The sequence below is a fragment of the Desulfovibrio sp. X2 genome, assembly GCF_000422205.1.
Classification (GTDB): domain Bacteria; phylum Desulfobacterota; class Desulfovibrionia; order Desulfovibrionales; family Desulfovibrionaceae; genus Alkalidesulfovibrio.
In genome coordinates this window covers 64,599-78,560 of the sequence record NZ_ATHV01000022.1, presented here as the reverse complement: position 1 = coordinate 78,560, position 13,962 = coordinate 64,599, and the positions used below count along the sequence as shown (strand labels likewise).

Below are 13,962 nucleotides of genomic sequence, written 5' to 3'. Positions count from 1 at the left end.
TTAGGCCTCCAGTTCCACGATCACGGGTTCTCCCGCCTTGGGCGCCCAGACGGTCTTGAGAGTCGAACAGACTTCGCGGATGGCGCTCTCCTCGCTCGACATGAAGACGCGGTCGCCCTCTTCCGCCACGACCAGCGGGCGCAGCTTGACGCGGTCGTTGAGGCCGAAGAGGCCGCTCTTGTTGCCCACGAGAATGGCGAAGGGACCGTTGAGGCAGGCGGAGCCGTAGATCATGCGCAGGGTGGAGAAGAGCTTCTTTTCGCGCTCTCCCATGCGCTCGATCTCGTCCCAGAACGGCGGCGCGAAGACCCAGGAGGCCATGCGCTTGTCCAGGCCGTGCTTGCGGATGAGAAGGTCGATGAGGTAGGCCACGACCTCCGTGTCGGTCATCAGGGTGCACACGTAGCCGCGCTCCTCGAGGTAGCGCTTGTTGATGCCGTACGACGAGATCTCGCCGTTGTGCACGATGGACCAGTCGAGCAGCGTGAAGGGATGCGCGCCGCCCCACCAGCCCGGGGTGTTGGTCGGGAAGCGGTTGTGGCCGGTCCAGATGTACCCCTTGTACTCGTCCAGGCGGTAGAAGTCGGCGATGTCCTCGGGGAAGCCGACGCCCTTGAAGGCGCCCATGTTCTTCCCGCTGGAGAAGATGAAGGCCTTCTCCTCGACGTCGGCCGCGGCGCCGAGCGTGGTGTTGACGTACATCACCACCTTGACGACGTAGTCCTCCTCGTCCAACTCGCGCCACTGGGGGCGGTCCTCCCTGGGCTCCAGGAAGTAGCGCCAGACCTTGGGCGGCATGGAGACCTTGGCCTTCAGGTTGGTCGGGATGGGCTCGGCGGCCTTGATGTTGAAGTGGGACTTGAGGATCGCCTCCACCTCCTGCAGCCGCTCGTCGCGGTAGCCCATGACGTGGAAGCAATAGTAGTCGGCCATCTCCGGATAGATGCCGTAGGCCGCGAAGCCTCCGCCCAGGCCGTTGCCGCGGTCGTGCATGGACGCCATGGCGTCGATGGCCACGGAGCCGGGAATGAGGCCCTTCTTCTTGTCGATGACGCCGAAGACGCCGCAACCGGAGATGTCTTTCTCGTAGTCGAAACTGTGCCGAGGAGCGATGCTCAAGGTCGTATCCTCCAAAGGGAAAAGACGGCTGTCGGCCGCCCTACTCGTCGTCGCTTACCAGGATCAGGGCTTCGTTGGGGCAGACCTCGACACAGGCCGGGGCGCCCCGCTCCTGGCAGAGGTCGCACTTGTATATCTTGCCCTCGCCTTCCCTGCGGCCGATGGAGCCGAAGGGGCAGGCCATGACGCAGGACCAGCAGCCCACGCACTGTTCCTCGAGGTACTCGACCCTGCCGGTCTCCGGGTTCTTGCGCAGGGCGCCGGCGATGCAGGCGCGCACGCACTTGGGCTCCGCGCAGTGCTGGCAGGACAGGGCCACGGCATCGGGGCCGCGGTGCAGAACGGTCTTGCAGGCCGTCAACCCCTCGGCGCGCTCATTGCGCCATGCGATGATCACGTCCTTGGACCGGCTGTGCGCGGTCAGGCAGGCAATCTCGCACAGATGGCATCCGATGCAGTTGTCCTTGATGGGTTTGACGCGCATGGTCCCTTACCTCCCCGCGTGCTTGACGCCCAGGATGTCGCACTCGAGCTGGTTGAGGCCCACCACGCGCAGCTTGTCGCGGTTGCCGCGCAGGCTCTCGATGGAGTTGAGCCCCATGGCTCCGAGCATCTCCTGGATCTCGTGGCCCCAGGCCTTGACCAGATTGGTCAGCTTGCGGGCGGCCATGTCCGGGTTCTGGCGCTTGGCCAGCTTGGGATCGTTGGTGGCGATGCCCCAGGGGCACTTGCCCGTGAAGCAGCGGCCGCACATGGTGCATCCCACGGCGATGAGCGCGGCCGAGCCGACGTACACGGCGTCCGCGCCGAGCGCGATGGCCTTGACCACGTCGGCGGAGCAGCGGATGCCGCCCGAGGCCACGATGGAAGCGCGGTTGCGGATGCCCTCCTCACGGAGGCGCTGGTCCACGGAGGCCAGGGCCAGCTCGATGGGGATGCCCACGTAGTCGCGGAACATGACCGGGGCCGCGCCCGTGCCGCCGCGCATGCCGTCGATGACCACGATGTCCGCACCGGCGCGCACGATGCCCGAGGCGATGGCCGCGGCGTGGTGCACGGCGGCGATCTTCACGGCCACGGGCTTGGTGTAGGCCGTGGCCTCCTTGATGGCGTAGATGAGCTGCAGCAGGTCCTCGATGGAGTAGATGTCATGGTGCGGCGCGGGCGAGATGGCGTCCGAGCCGATCGGGACCATGCGCGTCTGGGAGACGCGCTCGTCGATCTTCTCGCCCGGCAGGTGCCCGCCGATTCCCGGCTTGGCGCCCTGGCCGATCTTGATCTCCACGCCGCAGCCCGCGTTCAGATAGTCGCGGTGCACGCCGAAGCGGCCCGAGGCGACCTGGACGATGGTGTTGGCGCCGTACTGGTAGAGGTCCTTGTGCAGGCCGCCCTCACCCGTGTTCCAGGTGATGCCGAGCTCGGTGGCCGCGCGGGCCAGGCCCACGTGCAAATTGAAGTTGATGGCCCCGAGGCTCATGGCGCCGAACATGATCGGGTAGCTGAGCTCGATCTGGGGCGCGAGCTTCGTCTTCAGCGCCGGCCCGTCGGGCGTGGCCTCGATCTCGAGCCTCTCCGGCTTGGCGCCGAGGAAGGTCTTGAGCTCCATGGGCTCGCGCAGCGGGTCGATGGGCGGGTTCGTGACCTGGCTCGCGTCCAGGAGCATGTTGTCGAAGTAGATCGGAATGTCCGTGACGCAGCCCATGCCGCCGAGCAGCACGCCGCCGGTCTCGGCCTGCTTGTAGATGTACTTCAGGAAATGCGGTTTCCAGAGGTTGTGTTCGCGGAACTGGGAGGGCTTTCGACGGATGGTCAGGCACTGGGTCGGGCAGAGCGCGGCGCAGCGATGGCAGCCGACGCACTTCGTACTGTCGTGCACGACTTGTTGTCGATTTTCGTCCCAGGAGTGGACCCCGTACGAGCACTGCCGTACGCAGACCTGACAGTCGATGCAGGCCTCACGATCGCGCTCCACCTGAAAGTCGTGATATGTCTTGGTGATGGGAGTGAAAGCCAAGAGAACCACCTCGTCTGAATCGTTTCGCTCATCCCGCGTTCGGAGGCTGCATCCGGAAGAATGTTCGCCAGGTTTTCCCGAGCGGAGGGGGATGAAGAGTCTAAGATTTCCCCATTAAACGTCAAGGAAAAGTCCGACGTATCAATCACACTCGGGGCGCGCTGTCAAGATTTGATAAACAGAGGAATATCAAGGACTCAGAGGCATTTTTGAGGTTTTGCGAATGACAAAAATGTCAAAAAGAACAATTTTGTAAACACAAAGCCCCTAATATTATTCAATTTTGCAGGTTAAACGGCGAACGGCATTCGCGGTAGGGTGCATATCCCTCCCAAAACGCCTCCCGCAAGCTTTTGAAAGCGATTCGCCTCTTTTTCGCGGTCTGACGCACGAACGGACAGTCCGGCGGGCCAAATCTCCGGCTCTCCCGATTCCCGCCCCATCTGCCGCCGTTCGCGGGCGCGTCGAGCACGCTCGGCCAGAGCCCCCTGCCCTCCCGAATGGCCTCGCGCTGCAGCCGAAGCAGGCGGAAAACGGAGGCCGGATCGTTGTCGGGGTGTGGATAAACCACGGCCAGCCCCTCGCGCACGAGAAGTTCCTGCGCGAGTTGTCCGTCAGGCAGCCGGACCAGCGCCAGAAGCCGTCCGTGACGGTCGCGGCCGTCTCCGGCAAGGGTGATTTCCACAGCCCTGCCGAGGACCAGCCCCCGCAATCGTTCGGCAGCCGCCTCGGCAAAGGCCTGGGAAGGCGCGCCGTGCTTGCCCGTCTCCGGGGCGTCGATGCCCGCCAGCCGGACCACGCGCCCGTCCGCGGCCACGAAGGTGTCTCCATCGGCCACGAAGCGGACGCGCACCGTCTCGGCACACGCCTGCACGCCCCACAGGGCCGCACAGAGGCACAGGCAGAGCCCCAAAGCGAAAAGGCGGCCCAGGGCCGCCTTTCGCTTGTCTCGATGGTCTCCGTGCCCGGGGCGCGGCGCACGCATCCGAGGCATCAGCTTTCGTAGTAGGACTTGAGGATGGCGCTGCGCACCGGATGACGCAGCTTGCGCAGGGCCTTGGCCTCGATCTGCCGGATGCGCTCGCGCGTGACGTTGAAGAGCTTACCCACCTCTTCCAGGGTGTGATCGGACTTCTCGCCGATTCCGAAGCGCTTGCGCAGGACCTGCTCCTCGCGCGGAGTGAGGTCGGCCAGGACCTTGGCGATCTGCTCGCCGAGCTTGGTGTTGACAACCTCCTCGGCGGGCGCCACGGCCTTCTTGTCCTCGATGAAATCGCCGAGCGACGAGTCCTCCTCGTCACCGATGGGCGTCTCCAGCGAGATGGGCTCCTTGGCGATCTTCAGCACCTTCTTGACCTTCTCGAGCGGGTAGTCCATGCGCTCGGCGATCTCCTCGGGCGTGGGGTCGCGGCCGAGCTCCTGCACCAGATAGCGCGAGGTGCGGATGAGCTTGTTGATGGTCTCGATCATGTGCACCGGGATGCGGATGGTGCGGGCCTGGTCCGCGATGGCGCGGGTGATGGCCTGCCGGATCCACCAGGTGGCGTAGGTCGAGAACTTGTAGCCGCGCTGGTACTCGAACTTGTCCACGGCCTTCATCAGGCCGATGTTGCCTTCCTGGATCAGGTCCAGGAACTGCAGGCCGCGGTTGGTGTACTTCTTGGCGATGGAGACCACCAGGCGCAGGTTGGCGCGGATGAGCTCCTGCTTGGCGCGCATGGCGGCGTCGTTGCCGCGCTTGATGCGCCAGAGGACCTCCTCGAGGTCGAGCACGTTGTGGCAGCACTTGTCCTGCAGGCGCACCAGGATCTCCATCTTGCCCGCGAGCATCTCCTTGTAGGAGAAGAACTCCTCCACGGTGAGACCGAGCGCGTCCGCGGCCTTGACCGGGTTCATGTCGCGCGCGTCCACGGCGCGGAAGATCTCCTGGATCTCGGCCTGGGTCTTGCCCGTGGACATGATGTAGGCGGCCAGGTCGCGCTGGCAGTTGTGCATCTGGCGCACGTAGTCCTCGACCGTCTCGATGATGCGGTCGATGAGCGTCTTTTCGAGCTTGATGTCGCGCAAGCGGATGACGATCTCGTCCTTGAAGCCCATGATCTCGTGCTGCACGGCGGTCATGCGGCGGCCGAGCGTGGCGCAGGAGTCGAGCTTCTGGTAGATCTTGCGCTTCTTCTTGAAGACGGACTTGATCTCCTCGAGGAGGTGGATGACCCGCTGGCGCTGGTTCATCTCGTCCTCGGAGGGGTCGTCCTCCTCGATGGTCTTGACCACGTCCTTCAGCTTGATGCGGCCGTTCTTCAGGTCCTGGCCCACCTGGACCAGCTCCTCCACGGCGATGGGCACCTCGACCAGGGCGAAGAGCACGTCCATCTCGCCGGACTCGATCTTCTTGGCGATGACCACCTCGCCCTCGCGGTCGAGCAGCGGCACGGCGCCCATCTCGCGCAGGTACATGCGCACGGGATCGGTGCTGCGGGCGGCATAGTCGGCCGCGTCCTCGCTCTCCTCGATGTCGATGATCGAGGCCGCGTCGCAGATCTCCTCTTCGCCGAGGTCGACCGGGGCCATGGGGTCCTTCTTGGTCGCCTCCTTCTCGGAGTCCACGATGGCGATGTCCAGCTGATCGAAGATGGAGATGATCTCCTCGATCTGCTCGGGGGTGTTGACCTCCGAAGGCAGGGCGTTCCCGAGCTCCTCGAAGGTCAGGAACCCCTTCTTCTTGCCCTGGGCGATCAATCCCTGAATCTGCTGGATCTCTTTAAGATTGTTCATTGAGCCTCCCGCACATGTCATTCACGGCGTCGTTGAGCGCCTGGGTCAGACGCAACTCCTCGGCACCGTCGCCGCGCCGCCTCGCCTCGCGCAGGGCTTCCTGCAGGCTCAGACGACGCTTGTGGCAGATGGTGTTGCGCACTCCCCGGCTGATCTCGCGCCAGGCCATTTCAAAATCCTCGCCCTCGTACCGGGGCTGGTCGCTGTTCTGGGCGACGAAAAGCTTCTCGTCCTCATCGAGGAGGTGGAACACGGCGCCGAGGCCTGTTTCCCCACACGAGCCGATCTTCTCCCAGAAACAGCGGCCCCACTCCGATTCGAGCGCCAGGCCGTAGTCGTTCTCCTCGAACTCCCCCCAGCATTGCGGGTGGAGCAGGAGAAAGGACAAAAGACGTTTGTCCGCGGCGCTGTCGTCCAGCGCCCGGGCCGTTTTCGGTGCCGCCGGGGCCTGGGACCTGCCCTCCCCCTTGACCACCGTCCATGTGCCGCGCCGCAGCACGGCCTCGTCCAGACCGAGGCCGTCGGCCACACGCGGCAGATACCAGGCCAGCCAGTCGCGTTCGCGAAGGCCTTCCAGAAATCCCTTGGCCCACTCCATGACCTCGCGCGCGGAGCCCGTGGTCCTGATCTCGTCCAGGCAGAAGTCCAGCCCGGCCTTGGCCGCGGCCAGGCATTCCTCGAACCCCGTCCTGCCTCTGGCCTTCAGGAGCTCGTCCACGTCCAGGCCGTCGGGCAGCAGGACGACGCCGCAGGCCAGCCCCTGGGAGAGGATCATCTCGGCGCTGCGGAGCGCCGCCTTGCGGCCCGCGTTGTCGCCGTCGAAGACCAGATCGACGCGTTTGCAGAACCCCGCGAGCCTCTTCACCTGCTCGGGCGTGAGCGCCGTGCCGAGCACGCCCACGGCGTCCTGGAAGCCGAACTGGTGCAGGCTCAGCACGTCCATGTAACCCTCGGTGAGCAGCGCGCGACGCGAGCGGGCCATGAACGGCCGGGCCTGGAACAGGCCGTACAGGTGCTCGCCCTTCTTGTAGATGGGCGAGTCCGAGCTGTTCAGGTACTTGGGCTCGCCGTCGCCCACGACGCGTCCGCCGAAGGCGATGACCTTGCCCGAGAGGTCCTGGATGGGAAAGATCAGACGGCCGCGAAAGCGGTCGTACATGCGGCCGGAGTCGTTCTTGGACAGCAGCCCGGCGGCCACGCCCTGCTCGGCCGAATAGCCCTTGGCCGCGAGGTGCCTCTTCAGTCCCTCCCAGTCGTCCGTGGCCGCGCCGAGGCCGAAGCCGTCCACCATCTCGGGCGCGGCCTCGCGGCGCGCCAGATAGTCGCGCACTCCCTTGCCCACCGCCCGGTTGATCACGGAGCGATAATACTCCTGGGCCTGGCGGTGCATGTCCAGGCAGGCGGACTTCAGCTTCTTGCGCGCGTCGGCCTGCGGATCGGGCGCCAGGCCGCGCAGCTCTATGCCGGCCTCGGCCGCCAGCGCCTCGATCGCGTCGCGGAACTCCAGGCCGTTGATGCGGCCGTAGAAGTCGATGACGTCGCCCGTGGCCTGACAGCCGAAACAATAGTAGAAACCGAGGTCCTGGTTCACGGAAAAGGACCCCTTGGTCTCCTGGTGGAACGGACACGGTCCCATGAACCTGCCGCCCGACGACGGCCTGAGCTCGACGTAGCGCCGCACGATCTCCACCAGATCGAGACGGGACTTGAGTTCCTGGATGACTCCGGAGTCGTAGCCCATTGTATCCTGCCGTTCTCCCGCGCGGGGAGATACTTAATGCCTGTCAGGCCGTTGGCAAGGCCTCATGCGAACTCGACGATGGTCTTGCCGTCGCCGCCCTCCTCTTCGGAAGCCAGGAAAAAATGCGTCACGGGCGGAAAGTCCTTGAGAAAGGCGTGCACCTCGCGCCGGAGCGCGCCGCTGCCCTTGCCGTGGATGATTTCAGCCCGGGAAAGCCCCTTGAGGAGGGCCTGGTCGAGAAAACGCGCCAGTTCGGACAGCGCGGCGTCCGCGCGGAAGCCGCGGATGTCGAGGGAAAAGTGGTCGCCCGCGCCAGCCTGGACGGTGACGCGTGGCTTCGGGGATGCCGTCTGCAAGGGAGCGGATCTGCCGAGATCGTGAGCCTCCACCCAGAGGGAGACGCCGCCGATGTCGACCTTGGCCTGGCGGCGTTTGAGGTCCTTGTCCTGCACCGTGCCCAGCTTATCCCAGGGCAGATAACGCACCCTCTCTCCGATGGCAAGGCTGTCCAGGGTCAGGGCGGTCTCCGGCTCCGGAGCGGGCCGCATCTCGGCGGCCAGGGCGTCGCGCTTGGCGGCCAGGTCGGCCAGGGCCTTCTTGCGCTCGATCTTGCCCTCGCGCCAGGCGCGGACGATCTCCTGCGAGGCGGCAGTGAGCCGCTCCATGGCCTTGGTCTGCTCCTGTTCGTAGCGTTCCTGCAGGCGGACGCGCTTCTCCTTGAGCTTCCTCTGCTCCACGCGGAGTTCCGAAAGCTCCTTTTCCCGGTCAACGGCCAGCTCGTTCAGCCGGTTCAGGATGCGGGCGTTGTCACCGCCCTCGAGCAGCAGGTTCTGCTCGGCGCGGCGCAGGATCTCCTCGGGCAGGCCGTGCTCGCGGGCCACGTCCAAGGCGATGGAGGCGCCCACCTGATCGTAGGCCAGCTTGAAGAGCGGCCGCTTGGTGGCCGGATCGAAGAGCACGGAGGCGGAGCGGACCCGGGGGTTGCTCAGGCCGTAGGCCTTGAGGCCGGGGAAATGCGTGGCGCAGACGCACATGGCGCCGTGCTCCATGAGGCTGTCCACCACGGCCTGGGCCAGGGCGGCGCCCTGCGCGGGGTCGGTGCCCGCGCCGAACTCGTCGAGGATGACCAGGGTCTCCGCGTCCATCTGGTCCCAGACACGCGTGAGCGACCGGATCTGGGCCGAGAAAGTGGAAAGGTGCTCCTCGAGGCTCTGCTCGTCTCCGAGGAAGGCGAATATCTTGGCGTAGCGCGGCAGGCTCGATCCCTCGGCCGCGGGCACGGGCAGGCCGGAATGGGCCATGAGCGCGATGAGTCCGAGCGTCTTCAGGCAGACGGTCTTGCCGCCCGCGTTGCCGCCGCTGACGATGAGCGCGAGCTGCTCGTCCTGCAGGGCGATGTCCTGGGCCTGGACGTCCTTTCCGGCGGACAGGGCCAGGAGCGGATGGCGCGCGTCGAGCAGGCGCAGGATCGAACCGTGGGCAGGAAGCAGCGGATGGGCGTCGAGCGCCGAGGCCAGGGCCGCCTTGGCCAGGAGGCAGTCGACCTCCGCGAGGAGCTCGACCGTGGCCCGGAGCTGCGCGAGCTCCTGGCGCACGTAGCCAGTCAGCAGGGCCAGGACCTTGCGTTCCTCTTCTCGCTCCTCGTAGCGCAGCTCCTGCAGGCGGTTGTTCACGTCCACCAGGAACATGGGCTCGAAATAGCAGGTCTCCCCGGTCTGGGAATAGTCGTGGATGATGCCCGGGAAGCGGTTCTTGAAGCTGGTCTTGAGCGGCACCACGAAGCGGTCGGAGGAGATGGTGATGTAGTCCTCCTGCAGGTAGGGGGCGAGCCCCTCCTTCTGGAGGAAATCCTTCACCTTCTTGGTGCAGGTCTGGTTGATGGAGCGGATCTCCGAGCGCACGGAGAAGAGTTCGGGAGAGCTCTCGTCCTTGAGCCTGCCGTCCGGATCCAGGCAGCGCTTGAGCCCGGCGGCCAGGGTCTCGGGGTAGGCAGCGCCGTGCACGAGATCGAAGAGCGCGTCCCAGCCGCGCGAGACGAAACCGGAGAGCGCCTGGCGCAGGGACATGGCGGCGGAGAGAACGTCGCGCACGGCGACCAGGGCGTCCTGGTCGAGCACGGCATGGGGCCCGGCGACGAAGCCGAAGAGCCCCGAGAGGCTCGGCCAGCCGGGCAGTGCATAGCCGCTCTCGGCCTGCCAGGCCTGGACTTCGGCCGTGCGCGCAGTGACCAGCGCGAGCTCGCCGTCGTCCTCGATGGGTACGGTTGCGAGACAACGCTCCCGTCCGTCGTCGGACACGGCATGGCTCGCCAGCGCGGCAAGCACTTTGGGGAATTCGAGCAGGTGAAAAGTACGGCGTTCCATGGAACGGCGATGCGGCGGCCGGGCCGCTATCAGGAGAGCTTGGAGCGGACGGCGGCGCTGGCCTTGGCGCCGTCGAACTGGCCCTTATGGGCAGCCATGAGCGCCTTCATGACGGCACCCATGTCCTTCATGCCGGAGGCACCAACTTCGGCGACGGCGGCATCGACGGCCGCGGCGAGCTCCTCGTCGGAGAGCTGCCGGGGCAGATAGGCTTCGAGAAATTCGAGTTCGGCGCGCTCCCGGTCAGCAAGGTCCTTGCGGCCTGCGGCGTCGAACTGCTCGATGGACTCCTTGCGCTGCTTGGCCTGCTTGGCGATGACGTCGAGGACGTCCGCGTCGCCCAGCTCGCGCAAAAGCTCCACCTGACGGTTCTTGAGGGCCGTCTTGAGCATCCTCAAGACGGCCACCCTGATTTCCTGCCTGGCCTTGTAGGCCGTGATGAAGTCGGATTCTATGGTCTGCTGCAGACTCATGGCTTTACTGCATGTTCATCTTGCGCATCTTCTTGAGCAGACGCTTGCGGGCAGCGGCCTTCTTCTTCTTGCGCTGCACGCTGGGCTTTTCGTAGTGCTGACGCTTCTTGAGCTCGGACAGCACGCCCGCCTTTTCGATCTGCTTCTTGAAGCGGCGAAGAGCGATGTCGAAGTTGTCGCTATCGTCGAGAATGACTCCGGGCAAAGGGATCACCCCCTCCTCGTATTCTATCTCCCCTGACGGGGAAAGACGAACTAACTAACCCGCATGCCGCTTCATGGCAAGGGCTTTTTTGCGCACAGGGAACAAAAAAAAGGCGACCCGCGTTGCCGCGGGTCGCCTGGAAATACAAAAAAACAACTACGAGTGGTGGCCGCCGTTGTCGTGCGGGTGCATGGTGTCCCACAGACTTTTCAGGACGACCAGCCCCAGCCCCGTACCGACGATGGCCAGAACCGCATAGAGGACCCCGAAGAAGACGAAATGGTCGGGGCTCCACCACGGAAGGTCCCAAGGGAGGGGGCTGTGGATAGTTTCGCCGGGAATCATGTAAGCCTCCGAAATGCGTTGACGACTACTACTTCACGGCGTCCTTCAGGAGCTTGCCCGGGCGGAACTTCACGACCTTGGTCGCGGGGATGGTGATGGCCTTGCCGGTGCGGGGGTTGCGGCCGGTGCGGGCCTTGCGCTCCTCAACGACAAACGTGCCGAAACCGGTCAGGGTCAGCTTGCCCTCTTTGACCAGCGTGGCCTCGACGGCCTCCAGAAAAGAGTTCAGGGCGCGCTCGGCATTCGCCTTGGTGGTGGAAGCCTTGTCCGCGATCTTGGCAACCAGTTCAGCCTTCGTCATCTCTCCTCTCCTTTTTTTGCCTAAAAGTGTCTCACACCCACGTCCCGTTCGGGACCGAAATTTAAGCAGCCGACCCAGTATATGGATTCGGCCATATTCCCTTCGTCCCCCCCGAAGGGATGGCTTGGAACGCCCGTCGTTCCTTGCCGTTGCCTGGGCACGTTAGCCAAAAGGCGATTGCGTGTCCATAGCGGATGGGCCGGAAAATCACTTTTCATGCGGCTTCCGACACCATTTGCCGCTGCTAGACTAAATTTTTTCGACCAAGTCAAGGAGGAAATGCGAGAAAATGCGCTCACCTAGCCAGACAAACTGGTGTGTCGCAAGCTCTTCGGGGCGCGCTTGAGGGGATATCCCCCGGGCCTCGAAGTCGCTCGCCAGGGCATCGTCGAAGTATTTTTTAAGTATTGATTTCAACTGCTTACGTCGTTTCTGGAAGCACAACGAAAGGATGTTCGCGAGACTTTTCGGAGATGCGGGCCACTCTTCCGGCGGCCGCGGCACGAACTCGAGTACCGCAGAATCTATTTTCGGCTGCGGCCGAAAAACATGCGGCGGGACCTTGAAAAGAAGCCTCGGCGTGGAGAAGGCCTGCAGCCAGACGGACAGGGCGCCGTATTCCCCGCAGCCCGGTCGGGCCACGATGCGCCTGCCGACCTCGTACTGGACCATGAAGACCGCCCTGCTCCACCCCCTGGCCCGGGAGACGATCTCCCAGAGCATGGGCGAGGCCACGTTGTAGGGCAGATTGCCGATGAGACGCAGGCCCGGCAGGCCGGAGAGCCCTTCCCAGCCGAAGGTGAGGCCGTCTCCCATGATCACGCCGACCCGGGGCAGGCGCGCCTTGAGCGCTCGGGCGAGCTCGCGGTCCTTCTCGAGTACCATGACCCGCTCCGCCCCGGCCTCGAGGAGAAGCCCGGTGAGCGCGCCGTGGCCGGGGCCTATCTCGAGCACCGCAGGTGCGTCGGCCCCGTCGAACGGACCGGCGGACGCGACGATGCGCCGGGCCATGTTCGTGTCCACGAGGAAGTTCTGGCCCAGGCTGCGCTTGGCCCGCGCGTATTCGGGCCGGGAGGGGGAGTCGGTCATGAATCACTCATAGGTGCTGGTCCGAAAGTCCACCGTATCCTGCGGGAAGTCGTCGAGCTGCCGGGCGAAGGCGGCCTGCAGGAAGGAGTCGACCCACCAGAAGATGTTGTTGCGTCTAATCGAGTCCCTGAGCTTGGCCATGCGCGAGTGGCGCTCCCGCGTGTCCAGGTAGAATCCCCGCTGGATCGCCCGGGCCACGCCCTCGACGTCGTGGGGATTGACGAGGGTGGCGCCGACTTTCTGCAGCTGGGCGGCGGCCCCGGCGAACTCGGAGAGAAAGAGCATGCCGCTCTGGGTGACGTTGGCGGCACAGTATTCCTTGGCCACGAGGTTCATGCCGTCGCGCAGCGGCGTGACCAGGGCCATGTCCGCGGCCCGGTAGTAGGCCACCAGCTCGCGGCGCGGCAGGCTGCGGTACTGGTAGTGGATGGGAATCCATCCGGGCCGGGTGAACTGGCCGTTGATCTCGCCCACGAGCTGCTCGATCTCCGTCTTCAGGGCCAGATATTCCGGGATGACCTCCCTGCTCGGTACGGCGATCTGCACGAAGGTCAGCTTCTCGCACAGGTCGGGGTAGGAAAGGAAGAGCTGACGGATGGACTCCAGGCGCTCCGGTATGCCCTTGGTGTAATCCAGGCGGTCCACGCCCAGGATGATCTTCCTGTGCCGCAGGGCCTCACGGATCTCCTCCGCGGACTTGACCACGTCCTTGGCCGCGGCCATGGAGGCGAAGCTGTTGAAGTCGATGCTGATGGGAAACGAGCCCGCCCGGATGGTGCGGTTCTTCCAGGAAATGGAGACGATGTTGCCCCGGCCGCTGTGGCGCGCGTCGGGAACGAGCGCCTCCATGCACTCCACGAAGTTGCGGCGGTCACGGTGCGTCTGGAAGCCGACGAGATCGTACTCCAGAAGCGCCCGGATGATCTTGTCCCTCCAGGGAAGCTTGAGGAAGATGTCCGGGGAGGGAAAAGGAATGTGCAGGAAGAAGCCGCAGTTGCGCTCCACGCCCATGTTGCGCAGCATGAAGGCCAGGTGCATGAGGTGGTAGTCGTGCACCCAGATGTAGTCCGAGTCGCGGCTGTGGCGCGCCGTGACCTCGGCGAAACGCAGGTTCACGTCGAGATAGCTGCGCCAGTAGGCGGGCTTGAAGTTGCAGCGCGCCTGAAAATCGTGGAACAGGGGCCAGATGATCTCGTTCGAGAAGCCGTGGTAGTAGTCGCCGATCTCCTCCTGGCTCAGGAACACGGGGTGCAGGTCGTATCCGGCGTCCTGGGAGAAGTCGCCGAGGAGCTTCTTCAGGTCGGCGTCCGCCGCTGCCCCGGCCCAGCCTATCCAAAGCCCGCCACGGTTCATGAGCACCGGAGCCAGTGCCGTGACCAACCCCCCTGCCCCGGCCTTCACCGTCCAGCCCTTGTCATCCCGCGCCAGGGACACGGGCAGGCGGTTCGACACCACCACCAGCCGGACCGAGAAAGAATTCTGCATCGCCACCTCCCTTTTGCGGCCGTCGATCACCTGGGTAATTCCATTACCCATA

The 13,962-nt window shown here is 64.8% G+C and carries 13 protein-coding genes; all 13 read right to left on the bottom strand.

Annotation, left to right across the window (positions count from 1 at the left end; all coding sequences use genetic code 11):
- Positions 1 to 1,119: a glutamine amidotransferase family protein gene (locus DSX2_RS08815; RefSeq protein WP_020879828.1), complete on the bottom strand. Its 1,119-nt coding sequence runs from the start codon at positions 1,117 to 1,119 to the stop codon at positions 1 to 3.
- A 40-nt stretch (positions 1,120 to 1,159) separates the two neighbouring features.
- Positions 1,160 to 1,603 carry a 4Fe-4S dicluster domain-containing protein gene (locus DSX2_RS08810; RefSeq protein ID WP_020879827.1) on the bottom strand — a complete coding sequence of 148 codons (444 nt, stop codon included), beginning with the start codon at positions 1,601 to 1,603 and terminating at the stop codon, positions 1,160 to 1,162.
- A gap of 6 nt (positions 1,604 to 1,609) precedes the next feature.
- Complete coding sequence (locus tag DSX2_RS08805; RefSeq protein WP_020879826.1) at positions 1,610 to 3,133, bottom strand: glutamate synthase-related protein; 1,524 nt, start codon at positions 3,131 to 3,133, stop codon at positions 1,610 to 1,612.
- Between the two features lie 277 nt (positions 3,134 to 3,410).
- Entirely contained in the window at positions 3,411 to 3,986 is a 576-nt protein-coding gene (locus DSX2_RS08800) for a thermonuclease family protein (RefSeq protein ID WP_236615095.1), read from the bottom strand.
- Between the two features lie 140 nt (positions 3,987 to 4,126).
- Complete coding sequence (gene rpoD / locus DSX2_RS08795) at positions 4,127 to 5,908, bottom strand: RNA polymerase sigma factor RpoD (RefSeq protein ID WP_020879824.1); 1,782 nt, start codon at positions 5,906 to 5,908, stop codon at positions 4,127 to 4,129.
- Complete coding sequence (gene dnaG / locus DSX2_RS08790; protein ID WP_020879823.1) at positions 5,895 to 7,649, bottom strand: DNA primase; 1,755 nt, start codon at positions 7,647 to 7,649, stop codon at positions 5,895 to 5,897. Before dnaG ends, rpoD begins: the two co-directional genes overlap by 14 nt.
- 62 nt (positions 7,650 to 7,711) lie before the next feature.
- Positions 7,712 to 10,012, bottom strand: a complete 2,301-nt coding sequence (locus DSX2_RS08785; protein WP_020879822.1) for an endonuclease MutS2 — start codon at positions 10,010 to 10,012, stop codon at positions 7,712 to 7,714.
- A gap of 29 nt (positions 10,013 to 10,041) precedes the next feature.
- Entirely contained in the window at positions 10,042 to 10,485 is a 444-nt protein-coding gene (locus DSX2_RS08780; RefSeq protein ID WP_020879821.1) for a GatB/YqeY domain-containing protein, read from the bottom strand.
- Positions 10,486 to 10,489: 4 nt separating this feature from the next.
- Positions 10,490 to 10,690 carry a 30S ribosomal protein S21 gene (gene rpsU, locus DSX2_RS08775; RefSeq protein ID WP_035041503.1) on the bottom strand — a complete coding sequence of 67 codons (201 nt, stop codon included), beginning with the start codon at positions 10,688 to 10,690 and terminating at the stop codon, positions 10,490 to 10,492.
- A gap of 156 nt (positions 10,691 to 10,846) precedes the next feature.
- Positions 10,847 to 11,035, bottom strand: coding sequence for a hypothetical protein (locus DSX2_RS08770; protein ID WP_020879819.1), 189 nt, complete (start codon positions 11,033 to 11,035; stop codon positions 10,847 to 10,849).
- Between the two features lie 28 nt (positions 11,036 to 11,063).
- A complete protein-coding gene (locus DSX2_RS08765; RefSeq protein WP_020879818.1) occupies positions 11,064 to 11,336 on the bottom strand; it encodes an HU family DNA-binding protein in 273 nt (90 codons plus the stop codon).
- Positions 11,337 to 11,585: 249 nt separating this feature from the next.
- The gene (gene rsmA, locus DSX2_RS08760) at positions 11,586 to 12,425 is read right to left on the bottom strand and encodes a 16S rRNA (adenine(1518)-N(6)/adenine(1519)-N(6))-dimethyltransferase RsmA (protein ID WP_020879817.1); all 840 of its coding nucleotides are present in this window, start codon (positions 12,423 to 12,425) and stop codon (positions 11,586 to 11,588) included.
- A gap of 3 nt (positions 12,426 to 12,428) precedes the next feature.
- Positions 12,429 to 13,910, bottom strand: coding sequence for a trehalose-6-phosphate synthase (locus DSX2_RS08755; protein WP_035041535.1), 1,482 nt, complete (start codon positions 13,908 to 13,910; stop codon positions 12,429 to 12,431).
- Positions 13,911 to 13,962: the final 52 nt, after the last annotated feature.